Below are 17920 nucleotides of genomic sequence, written 5' to 3'. Positions count from 1 at the left end.
TTAATTCTTTAAAGTAGACATGTCTATCACAAATCTATATTTCACATCGCTTTTTAATAATCTTTCATAAGCTTTATTAATATCCTGAATAGAAATCATCTCAATATCAGATGTGATATTGTGTTTAGCACAGAAATCTAACATCTCTTGGGTTTCTTTTATACCTCCAATTAATGAGCCTGAAAAACTTCTACGTTTACCGATTAAGCTAAATGCAGCAACTGGAAGTGGATTTTCTGGCGCACCTACTAAGGTTAAGTTTCCATCTCTTTTTAATAGGTTGATATAAGAATTTATATCATGATCAGCAGAAACACAATCTAAAATAAAATGTAATGATCCAGCATTTTCTTTCATTTGCTGAGGGTCTGAAGATAAGATCACTTTGTCGGCACCTAATCGCATAGCATCTTCAAATTTCGAACTAGAGGTAGTTATTACTACAACTTCAGCACCCATTGCTTTTGCAATTTTAACACCCATATGTCCTAATCCACCGATTCCTACAATACCAACTTTTTTACCCGGACCAACTTTCCAATGTCTTAATGGCGAATAAGTAGTAATACCAGCACATAAAAGTGGTGCAGTTGCTGCTAAATCTAAATTTTCTGGAATGCTTAAAACAAAATCTTGATCCACGACAATTTTTTCTGAATAACCACCAAAAGTTTGCTGATTTAGGTGCTTATCCTTACTATTATAAGTTCCTGTGCTTCCAACTTCACAGAATTGCTCTAATCCTTCTTTGCAACTTTCGCAGGTTCTACAGCTATCAACCAAACAACCTACTCCGGCTAAATCACCAACTTTAAACTTGGTTACATTAGATCCAACCTTGGTTATTTTTCCTACAATTTCGTGACCTGGAACGTTTGGATAAATTGTACCACCCCACTCATTTCTAGCTGTATGTAAATCAGAATGGCATACTCCGCAATATAGAATGTCTATTTCTATGTCGTTTTCTTTAACCTCTCTTCTTTGAATTTGAATTTCTTTTAAATCAGCATCAGCAGCAGGTGTGCCAAATGCTTTTACGTTAAATGTGCTCATAATTGAAATTGTTTATTGTAAAATTAACGCAAAATCGCTACCGATTTTTATAATTTTTAAGGGATTTGAAAATATAACGATATATTAACAATTGAATGTTTTACATCCACTTTCTATCTAACCGATTTTCAATGGTGTAAATTCCAAAATTTAAAATCTGATGCGCATCTTCCAATTTTAAATAAGGAATAGAAATAAGTCCAGCTGCAGTATAAATATTAATATTGGCCAATTTATTTGTTTGTTGATAATAAGATTGAACGACAGTAATGTTTTGAATTTTATGCCACTGCAAAAGGATTTGATGATCGCCAAATAGGCCTTTTCTTATATGTAGGACGTCTTGATTATAATAAATCCTATATTTCTTTTGAATAAAGAAGCAAATGCCATAAACTATCGGTATTAAAAGAAGTGATAGAATACCTATGTTGCCAAAATTAAAGAATAAAATAGTTTCTAGAATTAAGGCAGGAATTACGCCCAATATCAAAGTTTTTCTAATAGTATATTGTTTTGAAATACGATAATGTGGATGATTTTCAGGGATAATTTGATCGTAAATATTTAATAGTTTGTTGAGTAAATCAAATGAAGTAACCGGAATTTTTACGTTTAATTTCTCGTCGCTCTGAATACCTACAGATTTATAATCTAATAAATAAATAGGGATATATTTTCTAATCCAATTCGCCGACCAACTGATGTATTGAATTTTATTGAATTTAATAACTCTTTCAGTTTTATTTACCACTCCACTGCTTACACTAAAGCCGTTTCGATCTTTTTTAAGCTGGAAGTCTAAGTATTTAATTATGGTTCTAAAAAAACTTACGATTACTGAAATAATAACAACAAATAAGATGAAATAAACCACCATTGTAAAGCCTGAAATTATTATTAAGCGCTCAGATTTTTCCAGAATTTCTTTAAATAGATTGTCGAATAAATCTTTAAGGTTTTGAAAAAATGAAAAGCTTAATCCAATTAATACAGCTAAAGTTTCTATATGGTTGGCAGAAATTCCAAGTTTAATTAAGTCTTTAGTGCTTAGTTCTGTTACTATGTTTTCGGAGAAGTCCTCGTTTTCTTTTTCTTCGGAAATAGTATGTTTATTTTCCTGTTTTTGTAGGATTAGTTGTTTTAAGGTTAAAGCGTCCTCTTTTTTTATATGAAGTTCGGCTTCATTTTTAGTAGAACCTGTAGCATCTATGGTTAATTTAACCAAGTTTAAGATCCTATCTAATAAGGTTTGATTGATGTGGACAGCTTGAATATTTTCTAATGGGATGTTTATTTCTACTTTTTTTAATAACCCTTTTTTAATCTTAAAATTATTTTCAATTATTCCATATTTGAAATAAAAATAATTGAATATAGATAGGAGGATAACTAAAATAGTGGGTATTAAGAGTAATTGAATATCCATTCTACCTTTTTTCTCGGCTCTAAAAAGCATCAATAAAAGGAAGGGCCAAAGTGATTTTAACAGCGAAAGAATGGTTTGAATAAATACTAATACTATGGCTTCTGCAGGCTGTCGTTTTAGTTCATTCAAATTATTGTTCATCTTCTTGCTTAATTTTATTAATGATAAAATTTCTTAATTTTTCGGCATCTTGAACCAATAATCCTTCAATTTTTAAGGTAGATGAATCTCCTCCTGCTGTAAAAATAGAAAGTGAACTTAAGTTGAATTTTCTTTCAAAAACTCCAGAATTTAACGTGCAATGTTGAATTCTAGCAAAAGGTAATACATGTATTTTTTTATATAACCACCCAGTCTGATAGACTACGTCGTGTTCCCTTATGGCGTATGATTTATTTAAAAAAGATAAATAGGAAAGTCGGAATAGAGCGAAAGAAAATAGTAAAATACCACCAACTGCTATTGCAAAGATGGTGGTATTTTGTAAAGATTTGATAAAATATAGAGCTAAAGTAGCTACAATTAATAGAATTGAAATTAATAGTAATTGATTATAGATTTGAACTTTTCTATAGGATTTTTCTATGGGAGTAAGTACAATCGATTCAATCGTAGGTATATCTTTAATTCCTATTACTTTATTTTCAAATTCCATATACCAGATTACATATTTCTTCTGTATTGTCCACCTACTTCATATAAAGCCTTGCTAATTTGTCCAATTGAACAAACTTTACAAGCATGCATTAACTCTTCGAAAATATTTTTCTCTTGAATAGCTGCTTGTTGTAATTTTATTAAGGCTTCTGCAGAATGAGATTCATTTCTTTTTTGGAATGCTTCTAAAGCTTTTATTTGGAATTGTTTTTCTTCTTCCGTAGCTCTAATTACTTCTGCAGGAACTATAGTTGGTGATCCATTTTTGTTTAAGAAAGTATTTACGCCGACAATAGGAAACTCGCCATTATGTTTTAAGGTTTCATAATACAAACTTTCTTCTTGAATCATTCCACGTTGGTACATGGTTTCCATTGCACCTAAAACACCACCTCTATCATTTATTCTTTTAAATTCTGCCAGTACTGCTTCTTCAACTAAATCGGTTAAATCTTCAATAATAAATGAACCTTGTAATGGATTTTCATTTTTTGCCAATCCTAACTCACGGTTTATGATCAACTGAATTGCCATCGCTCTGCGTACTGATTCTTCTGTAGGCGTGGTAATGGCTTCGTCGTAAGCATTGGTATGTAATGAATTACAATTGTCGTAAATGGCATATAAGGCTTGCAAAGTAGTTCTGATGTCATTAAAATCAACTTCCTGAGCATGCAATGATCGCCCTGATGTTTGGATATGGTATTTTAATTTTTGAGACCTATCATTTCCTTTGTATTTGTTTTTAATGGCTTTTGCCCAAATTCTTCTAGCCACACGTCCAATTACAGAATATTCTGGATCTAGTCCATTTGAAAAGAAGAAACTAAGATTTGGCGCAAAATCATCAATTTTCATTCCTCTACTTAAGTAGTATTCTACAAAAGTGAATCCATTACTTAGAGTAAAGGCTAATTGAGAAATTGGGTTAGCACCTGCTTCAGCAATGTGGTAGCCAGAAATAGAAACTGAATAAAAATTTCTAATAGACTTATCGATGAAATATTTTTGAATATCACCCATCATCCTCAAGGCAAATTCAGTTGAGAAAATACAAGTATTTTGAGCTTGATCTTCTTTTAAAATATCTGCCTGTACGGTACCTCTAACGGCACTCATCGCTTTAGCTTTTATGTTTTCATAAATGTCTACTGGAAGTACCTGATCTCCAGTAACACCTAAAAGCATTAATCCTAAACCATTGTTGCCTTCTGGTAAAGTACCATTGTAAACTGGGCGTTCTAGTCCTTTTTCTTGGTAAATTTTATTGATTTTATCTTCAATTTCTTTCTCCAGACCATTCTCAATGATGTATTTTTCGCATTGTTGGTCGATGGCCGCATTCATAAAGAATCCCAACAACATAGGTGCCGGACCATTGATCGTCATAGAAACTGACGTAGATGGAGCACATAAATCAAAGCCAGAATACAGTTTTTTTGCATCATCTAGGGTTGCAATACTAACCCCAGAGTTACCAATTTTTCCGTAAATATCTGGACGATGATGAGGATCTTCGCCATATAAAGTAACAGAATCAAATGCAGTTGATAATCGATGTGCAGGTTGCCCTAATGAAACATAATGGAATCTTTTATTGGTTCTTTCTGGTCCACCTTCGCCTGCAAACATACGAGTAGGGTCTTCGCCATCTCTTTTTAATGGGAATACTCCAGCTGCATAAGGAAATTCTCCTGGTACATTTTCTGTTAACAACCAACGTAAAATATCTCCCCAATCTTCATATCTAGGAACAGAGACTTTAGGGATATTTAATTTTGAAAGTGATTTATAATATAAAGGTTGTTTAATTTCTTTATCTCTAACTTTATAGATGAAATTCTCGGCTTTATACTTCTCTTTAGTTTCTGGCCATTGTCTTAATAGCTTTTTACATTCTCCATCTAAAGCCTCTTCTAAATCTTTATATTGTGCTTCTAAATTTAATTTTAGTCCATCCCAACCTTCAGTTTTAGTTAATGTTTCCATTTCTAAAACACCTTTTAGTTGGTATAGTTTACGAGCAATTCCACATTGTTTTTCTACCCATTCATTGTAAGTCTGACTAGATTCTGCGATTTCTGCAAGATATCTAATTCTATCAGGCGGAATTATAAACGTTTTCTCGGTTCTTGTGTTTTTAACTATGGAAATTGGATTTAAATCAGCTCCAGTTTTTTCTCTTATTTTTTGCATTAAAGCAACAAATAATTGATTCATACCTGGGTCGTTAAATTGCGATGCCATAGTTCCGAACACAGGAAGGGTTTCATCGTCTGCATCCCAAAGGTTATGATTTCTCTTGTATTGTTTTTTTACGTCTCTTAATGCATCTAGAGCTCCTCTTTTATCAAACTTGTTAATGGCCACTAAATCTGCGAAATCTAGCATGTCAATTTTTTCAAGTTGAGTTGCAGCACCAAATTCAGGTGTCATAACATACAAAGAAACATCGCAATGCTCTGTGATTTCTGTATCAGATTGCCCAATTCCTGAAGTTTCCACAATAATTAAATCGAACCCTGCCGCTTTACAGATATCAATACTTTCTTTAACATTCTTTGATAGGGCTAGGTTAGCCTGACGAGTTGCTAAAGAGCGCATATAAATACGAGGGTGATTTATTGCGTTCATCCGAATTCTATCACCTAATAATGCACCACCAGTTTTTCTTTTCGAAGGATCAACAGAAATAATAGCTAATGTTTTATCAGAAATATCTGATAAAAATCTTCTTACTAATTCATCAACCAATGAAGATTTCCCTGATCCACCAGTTCCGGTAATTCCCAAAACGGGCACTTTATTTTGATTCGTATTTTCTAAAAGTTCGTGTACAAATGGAATAGCTTTTTCAGGATCATTTTCTGCTACAGTAATAGCAGATGCAATACTTTTTATGTTTTTAGAAGGGATGTTTTTTAATTCATCTCCCAATTCAGAGACAGTAATATAATCTGTTTGCTCTAACATAAAATTTATCATGCCTTGTAAGCCCATTTTTCTACCATCATCTGGAGAGAAAATTTTAGAGATACCGTAAGCTTCTAATTCTTTAATTTCTGAAGGTAGAATTACACCGCCTCCACCACCAAATATTTTGATGTGGCTAGCTCCACGCTCATTTAATAAATCGCGCATATATTTAAAGTATTCCACGTGACCACCTTGATAAGAGGTCATAGCAATACCTTGTACATCTTCCTGAATGGCACAATTAACTACTTCATCTACAGATCTATTGTGGCCCAAATGAATTACTTCGGCTCCTGTAGATTGTAAAATTCTACGCATAATATTTATGGTCGCATCGTGACCATCAAATAAGGCTGCGGCAGTAACAAAACGAATTTTGTTTTTTGGCTGGTAAGGTTGTATTAAATCCATAATTTGTAAACAAAGTTAATAAAATTAAGCAATGGATTAGTCTACTTTTAAGCCTTATAAGCGGTTTTTCTTTGTAAATTATTTGCTGAAAATTAGCCTTATTAAAAAGTCTATAAGTTTATTTACCAGCTAATATTTTAATGAGCGAAAAGAAGTAAAGTAATTGGGCAATAAGTAATGTTGTAATAAACAACAAGAATATATTGGAGTAGAGAGAAAGATATTCTAAAGAAGATTTGTTTAATAAAAAACCCATTATCCAACTTCCTAAAGAAGTGAGTATGGTGATAATAATATGCACTGAAGAAATAAGTGGTGCATTTTTTATTTTTTGATCTTGAAGTAAGAAATAACCACTTCCTAAGGCCAGATTTAGTCCGCTTAGGAAGATGGTTAAATGTAAGTTGTTGACTATATAATATGAATTTTTATAAGTCAAAAAGAATTCTTTACTAGTGCCGGGTAGCCATAAATGTATAATGCCTGCTAATAATATTATTATGCTTGCATACCATAATATTTTTTTACCCAAACTATAGCTCATTATTTTTGGTTGGTTATTTCGGTAATTGGAACACCTATATTTCCATTAGGTAATGGTATTCTCAACATGGCAGCAATGGTAGGAGCAATGTCTGTCATGTGATATACTTTATTGGTTTTTCCTGGTTTTACATTCCAGCCCATAAATACCAATGGGATATGCGAATCGTATGGGTTCCAAGCGCCATGCGTAGTTCCAGTTAATCCACCATCAAACCAATTTGGTTTTAGAATAAAATATACATCTCCACTTCTTCTGGCGTTATAACCATTTTGAATTCTATTTTTTATAAGTTCAGGCATTGGATAAGAAGCAACAGCACTTAAATCTACAGCGTCATTAATTCCTTCTTGAAGTTTAAGCCATGCAGTTGATGCAGCTTTTACAGCTTTAAAGTCTACGTTTTCTAGTACTTTTTGATCGTAAATTACTTGATTATTTATAACGGTAGTTACTGCATTTTGAACTTTAAATTTACGTTCAATTAATTCATTAAGTCCGTTTTTTAATGTTCTATTGCTTATTGTGCCAGCTGGCAGTTTGTTTTCTTTCATATAGCCAGGTACATACGCTGCACCATGATCTGCAGATATAAAAAACAAATAATTTCCTTTTCCTACTTGCTTGTCTAAATAATTGAAAAATTCTTCAAGGTCTTTATCTAATCTTAAGTAAGTGTCTTCTACTTCAACTGAATTTGGTCCAAATTGGTGACCGATATAATCGGTTGATGATAAGCTCACTGCAAGAAAATCAGTGTCGTCATCCTTACCTAAATTTTCAGCAACTATTGCCGTTTTAGCGAAGTCTAATGTAAAGGTGTTGCCATGTGGCGTAGTTCTGATGATGTCAAAATCCTTATCTATAAAACTTGAAAGTGTATAAGGGAAGGTGGTTTTATCATTGCCTTTAAATTTTCCTTCATAGGCTTTGTTGTCGCTCGTGCTCTCTACATAAGTACTTAACGCATAAAGAGGCGTCCAGTTTTTTTCATAGAATTTATTCGCCAATTTTATACGGTTATAATCTTCAACCCAATTAGGTAATTTCTCCATGTAAAATGTTGAAGTAATAAAATTCCCAGTTTCACCATCATACCAATAACTACCATTTGCGGTATGTCCGCCTGGAAGTATTGATCCTCTATCCTTCATAGATAAAGCAATTGTTTTACCTCTGTAGTTGGTTGCAATTCTTAACTCATCTGTAATGGTGCTGGTTAATAAATTTTTCGGCGACATTTCTCCAGCTTTACTTGTACTGCCAACTGTTTTTACAGATGAATCTTCTGTACAATACATGTTTTTTCCTAGTTCTGTATCATACCAATTGTTTCCAATAATTCCATTGATAGATGGTACTGAACCTGTATAAATTGAAGCATGTCCACAAGCAGTATAAGTAGGCGTATATGGAATGTATGTGTTTTCGGCAGAAAAACCTTCGTTTATTATTCTTTTAAAGCCTCCATCACCATATCTTTTATAATATTTATATAAATAATCCCATCTCATCTGATCTACTACTAATCCAACAACTAATTTAGGACGATCTATTTTAGCAGGATATTTGGTAGCAGGAGAGGTGCTGGTTTTTTGAGTTTTAGCTTGACTAAATGCTTGATTAGCAAGAAGTACAATTAATAATACAGTTAGAAAATTTTTCTTAAACATAATAAAATATTTGATGTGAAGTTACACATTATCAAATTATCAATCCGTCAATAAAGATTAAGAGTTTATAAAATTTCTGCTACAACAAAGGTGCTGCCTCCAATAAAGATTAAATCATCATTTTCGGCTACTTTTAGTGCTGCTTCATAAGCATTTTTAACGCTTGTGTAAGTTGTTCCATTTAAGCCAAAATTTTGAGCTTGAGATTTTAATTCGGTAGGAGGCAAGCCTCTTTCGAAAGAAGGCGTGCAAAAATAATAAGTAGCATTTGTAGGAAGCATTGATAAAACTTTACTGATGTCTTTATCTTTTACCATACCAAAAACCATATGCAGTTGCTTATGTGAGGTGTTTTGTATGTTCTTTAAGACTTCTTCTATTCCCGCTTCATTATGTCCGGTATCACAAAACACTAAAGGTTGATGTTTTAATTGATGCCATCTTCCTGCTAATCCTGTTAGTTTTTTAACGTTTGCCAATCCGTTTTTTATGGCTGCTTCGCTAATTTTCCAACCTTGTTTATTTAATTCAATAATGGTTGTGAGTACACCTTTTATGTTTTTTTGTTGATAGCTACCTTTTAAATCTAGTTTCAAGTTCTCAAACATCAATTCTTGGTTTGAATAGATATTTAAAAAAAGGTGATTTTCTTCAATGGACGATACTTCAGCGGTTAATGTTTGATCAGCAAATAGTATGTTGCTATTATTTTCTGCTGCTTTTTTAATAAAAATAGGTGCAGACTCTGGATTAAATTCACCAATAATAACAGGTTGGTTCGGCTTAATGATGCCCGCTTTTTCTGATGCTATTGCTGCAATTGAATTGCCTAAAATTGCTGTATGATCAAAGCTGATATTTGTGATCAAGGAAATTTCAGGGGTAATTATATTGGTAGAATCTAATCGCCCACCTAATCCTACTTCTATAATGGCTATATCAACTTTTTCATCAGCAAAATAATTGAAAGCCATAGCAACCGTAGTTTCGAAAAACGATGGTTGTAATGTATCGATATAGGTTTTATGTTTTTCTACAAAATTTATTACTTCAGTTTCAGGTATCATTTCCCCATTCACCCTAATTCGTTCTCTAAAATCTAATAAATGGGGAGAAGTGTATAACCCTGTTTTATAACCCGCTGATTGAAATATGGAAGCCAGCATGTGAGAAGAAGAACCTTTGCCATTGGTTCCACCAACATGTATGGTTTTAAATTTATTTTCAGGATGACCTAATGTTTCACAAAAATGCTCAATGTTTTTTAAGCCAGGTTTAATAGCAGAACTACCCACTTTGGTAAACATGGGAAGGGTTGAATATAAATATTCAATAGTATCTTTATAAGTCATATTAGTATAACCTAGTTTAGGCCATAGTTAAAAACAACGATTCCTCTTCTTAAGTCAGGTGCTTTTTCATTTTCTTTATACCTGGCACCTAACATGGCTTTTATAGATTTGTCGACCAATTCTTTGTTTAAGGTGGTTGATAGTTTAGGATAAACTTCAGCATTGGTAATAATACCTTGTTTATTCATGGTAATTCTAATTGCAACTCTACCTTTTTCCTGGGTGTTATCAATTGGTTTAACCAAATTGCTAAATTTCCCTAGTTCTATCGGCGTATCGCCAAATCCAGAACCTCCCTCTCCATAAGTTGGAGTTAATGGATCGCCATCAATATCGCCTTGATTTCCAGGTACGTTTCCTGTACCATCTCCACGACCTGTACCATTATTTTTCTTTCCTTGGTATAAGGCCTGCTGGTTAATTTGCGGCGTGTTTGACTTATTTGCGTTATTGGAGCTAGAATTATTAGTGGTATTTTTAGAATTAAGTGCAACAGAACTTTCTACACTTTGGGTAGCCACATTTTTTGCATCTGGTGTAGCGTTTTGAGCATTTGAAGTTAATTCCTCTAAAGTAACTTTATCAGGTAATTCGCCATTGGCATTTGGAGCAACAGATGGTTCATCTATGCTGGTATAATCGTCGCCCATACCAATTTTAACAGTTCCGTAATTTACTTGAATTCCCCCCATCCCAAATTCTTCTTCAGGCTCAAAAGAATTTATAACAATAAGAAAACTTAATGCAATAAGGCCTGCCATAATTCCGGTAGAAATTAGGAGGGCTTTTGGATAGTTATTTTCTTCTTTAACGTACATATTATTTTTTTGGTTCAACAGCAACAACAACTTTTAATTTCAGTTGATTAGCAATATCAAAAACTTCCAAACCGTCTTGAAATGTTACCCCTTTATTAGCTACATACAATATAATTGTTAAATCTGGTGCATTTCGTTGATAGGATTCCAATGCAGTTTTTAATCCTTCTTTGGGAACTATTTTATCTTCAACGTAATAATTTAATTTATCGTCTATAGAAACGGTAACAGTTTTTTGAGCATTAGATTGTTGACCTGATGATGATTCTGGAAGCAATAATTTCACAACCTGCGGATTCGCTACTGCAGAAGCCAGTAGGAAAAACAACATCAGGAAGAACATGATGTCGTTTAAGGCAGAAGTATGAACTTCTACATTTCCTTTTTTTCTGTTTCTAAAGTTCATTATTTACCTGGTTCTTCTAATAGGTCAATAAAATCTAAAGCATCTGTTTCCATACGTAGAACAATTTTTTCTACCATTTGATTTAAAACATGATATAATACGTATGCAATAATACCTATGATTAATCCTGTAGCCGAAGTAATCATTTTCGTGTAAAGTCCGCCAGAAATTGTTCCAATTTCAATAGCTCCCTTTATAGATACTTCATGGAAAATTGTAATTACCCCAATAATTGTACCTACGAAACCTAGCATAGGAGCAATACCAGCAATAATTCCTAAAATTCCTGTGTTTTTTTCTAGTCGGGAAACTTCTAATTTTCCAACGTTCTCAATTGCTCCTTCAATATCTTTAATCGGTCTGCCAATTCTTTTCAAACCTTTTTCTAACATTCTGCTTAAAGGAGAATTGTTATTTCTGCAAAGTGCAATTGCATTTTCTAATCTTCCTTCTTTAATATATTGTTTTATTTGAAGCATTAAATTAGATTCATCTTTACTTGCTTTACGAATGGTGATGTAACGTTCAATAAAAATTACTAAAGCTAAAAAGGCCAATATTCCAAGTGGAATCATTACCCATCCACCTTTAAATAATAAATCTATAAAATGTAAATCTTCGCCCTGAGGGGTTACGATTCTGTTATTTGTAACTGCGTTTGTATCAACAAGATTCGCAGCAGAGTCTTGAATAAAAAGTAGTAAATTGGTCATATGTGTTAGTTGTTTAGAGGGTAAACATACGCCTCTGGATTTTTTAATTTTATGCGGACGATTTCTAAGCTATCTAAAGCTTCCTTGCTAGTAGAATAAGAACCTACACTTATTTTCTTTAATGTTTTGCCAGGTAATACTTTTACTTTATAACCTAATTTTTCATAATTAGCGACTAGTTTATCGATCCTGTCCTGTCTTCTTTCTGCAGATACAACAACTTCATAAGTGGTAGTTTTTTCTACTACTGGAGGAGCTATTGGTGTGTCTATTTTTAAGGTGTTGGAGTCTATAGTTGTTGCTAATGTGTCTGGCTGAGTTGTATATTCAACTGTTGGTTGCTCTGTTTCTTGATTTTTCTGAATGAGTTGATTCCAAATTTCTGGTTTTGCCATAAAGAACAATGTAGCAGCAATGCCAAGAATTACGATAACCAAGATCCATTTTACCCATGAATTATTAGATGAATCAGCATCTTCAATTTCTTCTTCAACTAAGGTTTCTTGATCAGTTGTATAATTTGATTCAGGTGTTTCAATTTCAGGTGCCACAGAAGGAGCTTCTTGAATTTCAGTTTCTTCTTCTAAATTATGATTAGCAATTTCCTCTTCAACAATTGGCTCAATATGAGTTTCTATGTCGGAAGTTTCTTCACTATAGAAAGGGAATCCGAAAAAATCATCGTCTAAATCTGTATGTGCTGTAGGCGTAAATACTATTTGATGATCAATTTGCTCAAACGTACCTAGTCCTTCAAGTGATACTTTTTTATTTTCGCTGAGTTGACTTAAAACTGAATTTGAAAAAATTTGGATTTCATTTTTTGCTTCTTCTAACTCAATATTTTCATGGATAGAAATGAATTTTGAAAAAGCATCTACATCAGTTAATGCTTCTGAAAAACTTAAGGTTATACTAGGGGGAAGAAAACTTTCTAATACATGATCATATCTTCCGGCAACTTTATTTTTACTAAATGTACCTAATCCTAATACGGATACTTCTGTTTCCGATTTTAAGCGTTCTACTATATAATTTAAGACATTCATTCCTGTAAAAATAAAAATTTAATTTCTTCCCTAACTTAAAACGTTCAAAATCCTAAAAAGAATAAGAAATTCCTCCGAAGATATTAATTCCAAAAGAAGGATAGTATAAATAACGGAAGTTATTTTGGTTCAATAAATTGTTAGCCTTAACAAAGACTCCAAACTGATTGTTTATTTTATAGTCTATTCCTGCTCCTAAATCTACAAAACCTTTAATTTTTTTAGTGGTTTCATTAGAATGGTTTACAACATAAGGTTGTGCTACGGGACCATTATAAATTTTAGCTTTAGTATCACTTTGAATATAAACAGCACCATTTAAGGTTAATTTTTTATTGATATTATACGCTAAATCAGAATTGATTCTTGCTCCAGGACGCATCCAAACATGAAGTTCTGTTGCTGGACTAAATTGTTCAAAATTAATTTTTCCAGTCCACGTTAAGTCGTTACTTACTTGCACAGACATAGAGCCTTCAATTCCAGTAATGGTGGTATTTCCTCTGTCGTAAATAATGTCAAATTTCGCTATATCACCATATCTATTTGCAAATAATGGTAGATTATTAACTTTCTGACTGTATATTTTTACTTTATATCCGAAACCTGGCCCTGCCGTTCCCTTAATTCCAGCTTGGATGCTTAATTTTTCTATACTATTCTCTAAGATTTGATTTTGACCTAAATAAGGATTTATTTTAGTTAAATCTCTTAAAGTATTTCTGTTTACATCACCCTTTACTTCTGCAAATAGTTGTAAATAATCTGGAACTACGGTTAAATCGGCCGTTGCAGTAGGAAATATTTTAGTGTCGGATGTACTTCCAAATTCTTGAACAAAATTTACACCTGCTGTTAATTTAATATCATTGGTTTGGAATTTTATATAAGGATTTAACCTTAAAAGATTGTTGTTAGTTGATATGGTAACATCAGAAGTTTTTCCCAATTCGGTAGAAAAATTCAATCCTAAATTTAAATCAGATATTCTTTTGTTTAACGAAGCACTTAAAGTAAATAGACTCTCTTTCGCAGAAAATGCATCTTTAAAAGTATAAAGGTTTGCTTTTGCAGCATAACTTAATGCATTTTGGTCTGTAGAATAGTTGCTAAAAACTTCTCCTTCACCTTCAATTAAGTTAAAACTTTGTTTTGCATAGCTAGGATTAACAGTAGAAACTAAGGGATCAAAGCCATAAAAAGATAAACCTTGACGTTGGTAATTTAATTTACCCTGTAATGAAAATTTATCTAAAATACTTTTACCAAATGCAGTTACTTGCTGGTGGTTAGAAAGTTGACCAAAATCACCACTTTTTTGCCCGAAGTGTCTAAAGAAAAGGCCTGCTTGCAGTGCTTCATCGCTACCGGTATTAATATAGCCCTCAGTTGTAAATGTATTTAATAAACCAGCACCAAGTTTAAAATAATTATTAACCAAAACTTCTGGTCTTTCATCAATTAATTTCTCTGCTTCAACTTTATTAATATCACTATTCAGTTCCAATCTTCTTTCGGTAATTGTATAATTAAATTTTGCTTTATAAGTTTGAATATTCTCTAAATCAGGGCTTCTTCTTAATTTAAAAGCATCTGCTAAAACCGGTTTATAAGGTCTAACAATTTCGATCATCTCTTCCACAGTTTTTTCTTCAACCTTCTTATCTTGAGCCAAAGCACCAACAGCGTTAAAACTTAAAAAAGCTAATGGAATTATATAATATTTTATTTTCATGGAATTACTTCTGATTTATTTTGTCCAACTTTTCTTTAGCTACCTGAATAATTTCGTCGTCACCCTCATAGTTATCAATGATACTCAACAAGGTACTTCTAGCCTGTAAATTATCTTTTAAGGCAACATAATTATCAGCCAATAATATAAACGATTTAGCTACCCAATAATCATAAGAAGGCATGGTATTTATTAAATCGAATAGTGTTTTTTGTGAACCTTTGTAATCTTTTTTAAGATACTCTATATGGCCTAATTTATATTTAGCTTCAGCTGCGGCAATTGTTTTGGTTTTAGCAACAACATTTGTAAATGCTTTTATAGCTTGTGCGGTATCTAGTTTAACTAGATATGCATTTCCTCTATATAAATCGGCAATATTTTTCTCTTCTTCTGATGCGGTTTCAGACTCTTGAGTTAAGTCGGCATATTTCAACATGTCATCTGCTGCACCCAATGCATTATAAGCTTTTAATAAATTGTTTATTGCAAACGAGTAATTTGATTTATAATCAGAAGTTGTTTCTAGTCGCTTTAAGTAAACTATAGCTTCATTATACATTTTCTGATTTAAGAATAGTCTGCTTATGCTAATAAGTGATCTTTCTGTGAAATCACTGGTCCAATCATTTAAAATATAATCATAATCAGGAACAGCTTCTAAAGGACGGTTAAGTTTAACCAATGATTCTGCCCTAATAAACCTAGCTTCTTTATCATGGATAGGTTTAGGGAATTTATCATAATAGGCATTAATAGCTTCAAAAGCGCCTTTAGCATCTCCTTTTAAATACCTTGATTTAGCAGTTTGAAATGTAAAATTATCTTGCTCAGCAGTTGTTAAATTTCCAATAGAAGTGGTGTTCGCATAATTTAAAAATCCTTCAGCATCACCTCTGTCTTTGTAAATAATTTTCACCGATTCTAAAGCCTGTTGAGCCTCGGTTGTAGTTGGATATTCTGCAATTACCCTTTTAAATGATGCTAATGCCTCATCCTCTTTATCTTCATTTGCGTAAACCAAACCAATGGTAACCATAGCTCTTGGTATATAACTACTACGCGGATATTTTGCAACCAGATTTATTAAATCTGACTTAGATTTTTCTAATTCTCCTTTACTAAAGTAGGTATAGGCCATTTCAAAACCTGCATCATCGGCATAATTAGAATTTGGATATTGAACTAATAGGTTTTGCATGGTTTGAATCTTCGCATCATCCTGACCTTCTAATCCCTGTATCATTCCTCTTTGGAATAATGCATAATCTTCACCTGGAACTTTTTTAGCAATAATTTTATTGTAGTTTTTCAGTGCATTTGCATAGCTTTTATTCACAAAATAGGCATCTGCAAGCCTTAATATGGCATCATTAATTGTTTTTTGATCTTTGTCGTTACTTAATAAAAATCTCTCGAAATAAGTAACTGCCTTACTGTATTTTTCGTCTTCAAATGCAGCATAGCCTAATCCATAATTTGCAAACGTATAAACCTCAGTTTTTTGAGCAGCAGGTAAGGATAAGAATTTTTCAAATGCACTTACAGATTCACCGAATTTTCTTAATTCGTACATAGCTTCTGCCATCCAATAGGTACTTAAAGCATGAGTTTCTGCATCATTAGTGAAGTTGGCAGATCTTAAAAACATAGATAATGCATTTGGAAATGCACGCTCATTGTAAAACTCTAAACCTCTGTAATAGGTTGCTTTTTGGTATGCTTCATTAGCTTCCGCAGTTCTATTTTGCATAGGCTCTAGAATATCTATCGCAGCTTGGTAGTTCTTGCTGGTTAGTAAAATTTCACCCAATAATGTTTTCGCTTGATTTTGCTTTTGTGAATTTGGGAATTGCTTAATAAATGCTTGAATAGATTCTAAACCTTGCTGATTAAATTCTAATTCATAACTCAATCTGGCATAATTAAACCACGCTTCTTCTTGAATTTCTTTATTAAACTCTAATCTGCTTGCTCTAAAAAATGCACTTCTTGCTTTGTCTTTGTTTTTTGCTTCAACAAAAATCTTACCTAAGGTGTACATACCACTTTGAAGGTAAACATCGTCTGTAGTAAGTTTTTCTAGTACCTCTATAGCTTTTGTGTTGTTTTTAAGCATATGTAAGCCATAGCCATACTGATAAATGTATAAATTGTTTGGCTTTGTATTGGTGTTTTTAGAATAATGCTCAGCGAAATATTTAACCGAATTGGTATAATCATTATTAGCAAAATACGAAGCTGCAACTAAACTTAACATTTCTGCTTCGTAAAGTTGTTTAGTGCTTTGTAAAATAGGAACCGCATATTTAATTACATCTTCATGTCTATTGTCTAAATAATACATAGAAGTGATGTAGTAAGGATATGTTTTTTGGTATGTAGGGGATCCCTTTAATTTTTCGAAATTATTTAAAGCAGTTTTATATTCTTTATTTAAATAATTAATGTAAGCGAAATAATAAGTTGCACTTTCTTTATAAACCGACTCATTATTTTTTACTTTTTCAAATAGTTCTTCAGCTTTATCTATTTTGTTTAGTTCGAAATTGGCATAAGCCTGCTTGAAAAGATATTCCATCTCTTGTTTTTTTGACAACATGGATGGGTCTGTTTTTTCATACCATTCTAAGGCTTTATTATAGTTTTTTTGATTAAAATAAGAACCGCCTACAAAAAAATAGGCCAGCTTGGTATTTGGATTTAATGGATATTCGCGAATAAATTTTTGGAATAGATCTTCCGCATCAGAATTACCTAATTCTAAAGCACAAAGTGCTAAATAAAACTTCGAATTTTCTTTTAATAAAGAAAGGGAAGCATTGCTTTCAATTTGATTATCTGGTTGAAATCTACTCTGTTCTACCATCCTAAATTGCTGAGCGGCGGCAGCATATTTCTGATTCCTTAAAAGTTCTAATCCAGAATTGTAGTATTTGTTTTCTTTTACTAATGCACTCTCTTGTGCGTAACTGCTTAATAAACAAAAAATTAACGGTAATATTAGCCTGTATTTTTTCTGCATCATTTGTGTATTTAGGGTAGCTTACTAAATTAGGATTATTGCTTTAGTTTATCAACATTAATAACTAACATGTGTT

The 17920-nt window shown here is 32.5% G+C and carries 13 protein-coding genes; all 13 read right to left on the bottom strand.

Annotated elements, in window-relative coordinates:
* The 13 genes from VRU49_RS11300 to VRU49_RS11240 all read right to left on the bottom strand — a co-directional run bounded on the left by VRU49_RS11300 (position 1) and on the right by VRU49_RS11240 (position 17847).
* Entirely contained in the window at positions 1 to 1056 is a 1056-nt protein-coding gene (locus VRU49_RS11300) for an NAD(P)-dependent alcohol dehydrogenase (RefSeq protein WP_330146891.1), read from the bottom strand.
* A gap of 100 nt (positions 1057 to 1156) precedes the next feature.
* Positions 1157 to 2626: a PH domain-containing protein gene (locus tag VRU49_RS11295; RefSeq protein WP_330146890.1), complete on the bottom strand. Its 1470-nt coding sequence runs from the start codon at positions 2624 to 2626 to the stop codon at positions 1157 to 1159.
* Positions 2616 to 3140, bottom strand: coding sequence for a PH domain-containing protein (locus VRU49_RS11290; protein ID WP_330146889.1), 525 nt, complete (start codon positions 3138 to 3140; stop codon positions 2616 to 2618). The genes VRU49_RS11295 and VRU49_RS11290 overlap by 11 nt, the downstream gene beginning before the upstream one ends.
* 8 nt (positions 3141 to 3148) lie before the next feature.
* On the bottom strand, positions 3149 to 6529 hold the full coding sequence (locus VRU49_RS11285) for a methylmalonyl-CoA mutase family protein (RefSeq protein ID WP_330146888.1): 3381 nt from the start codon (positions 6527 to 6529) through the stop codon (positions 3149 to 3151).
* Positions 6530 to 6647: 118 nt separating this feature from the next.
* Positions 6648 to 7073 (bottom strand): hypothetical protein, encoded by a 426-nt coding sequence (locus tag VRU49_RS11280; protein ID WP_330146887.1) that lies wholly within the window; start codon positions 7071 to 7073, stop codon positions 6648 to 6650.
* Complete coding sequence (gene pafA / locus VRU49_RS11275) at positions 7073 to 8746, bottom strand: alkaline phosphatase PafA (protein WP_330146886.1); 1674 nt, start codon at positions 8744 to 8746, stop codon at positions 7073 to 7075. The genes VRU49_RS11280 and pafA overlap by 1 nt, the downstream gene beginning before the upstream one ends.
* 65 nt (positions 8747 to 8811) lie before the next feature.
* A complete protein-coding gene (locus VRU49_RS11270; RefSeq protein WP_330146885.1) occupies positions 8812 to 10098 on the bottom strand; it encodes a bifunctional folylpolyglutamate synthase/dihydrofolate synthase in 1287 nt (428 codons plus the stop codon).
* 11 nt (positions 10099 to 10109) lie between these two features.
* On the bottom strand, positions 10110 to 10916 hold the full coding sequence (locus VRU49_RS11265) for an energy transducer TonB (protein WP_330146884.1): 807 nt from the start codon (positions 10914 to 10916) through the stop codon (positions 10110 to 10112).
* 1 nt (position 10917) lies between these two features.
* Positions 10918 to 11322, bottom strand: coding sequence for an ExbD/TolR family protein (locus VRU49_RS11260; RefSeq protein WP_330146883.1), 405 nt, complete (start codon positions 11320 to 11322; stop codon positions 10918 to 10920).
* Positions 11322 to 12035 (bottom strand): MotA/TolQ/ExbB proton channel family protein, encoded by a 714-nt coding sequence (locus VRU49_RS11255; RefSeq protein ID WP_330146882.1) that lies wholly within the window; start codon positions 12033 to 12035, stop codon positions 11322 to 11324. Before VRU49_RS11255 ends, VRU49_RS11260 begins: the two co-directional genes overlap by 1 nt.
* Before the next feature lie 5 nt (positions 12036 to 12040).
* The gene (locus tag VRU49_RS11250; protein ID WP_330146881.1) at positions 12041 to 13084 is read right to left on the bottom strand and encodes an SPOR domain-containing protein; all 1044 of its coding nucleotides are present in this window, start codon (positions 13082 to 13084) and stop codon (positions 12041 to 12043) included.
* Positions 13085 to 13136: 52 nt separating this feature from the next.
* The gene (locus VRU49_RS11245) at positions 13137 to 14819 is read right to left on the bottom strand and encodes a TonB-dependent receptor (protein WP_330146880.1); all 1683 of its coding nucleotides are present in this window, start codon (positions 14817 to 14819) and stop codon (positions 13137 to 13139) included.
* A 4-nt stretch (positions 14820 to 14823) separates the two neighbouring features.
* The gene (locus VRU49_RS11240; RefSeq protein ID WP_330146879.1) at positions 14824 to 17847 is read right to left on the bottom strand and encodes a tetratricopeptide repeat protein; all 3024 of its coding nucleotides are present in this window, start codon (positions 17845 to 17847) and stop codon (positions 14824 to 14826) included.
* Positions 17848 to 17920 lie beyond the last annotated feature (73 nt).

The sequence above is a fragment of the Pedobacter flavus genome (assembly GCF_036324285.1).
Lineage (GTDB): Bacteria > Bacteroidota > Bacteroidia > Sphingobacteriales > Sphingobacteriaceae > Pedobacter > Pedobacter flavus.
This window is presented reverse-complemented; position numbering and strand designations above follow the sequence as displayed.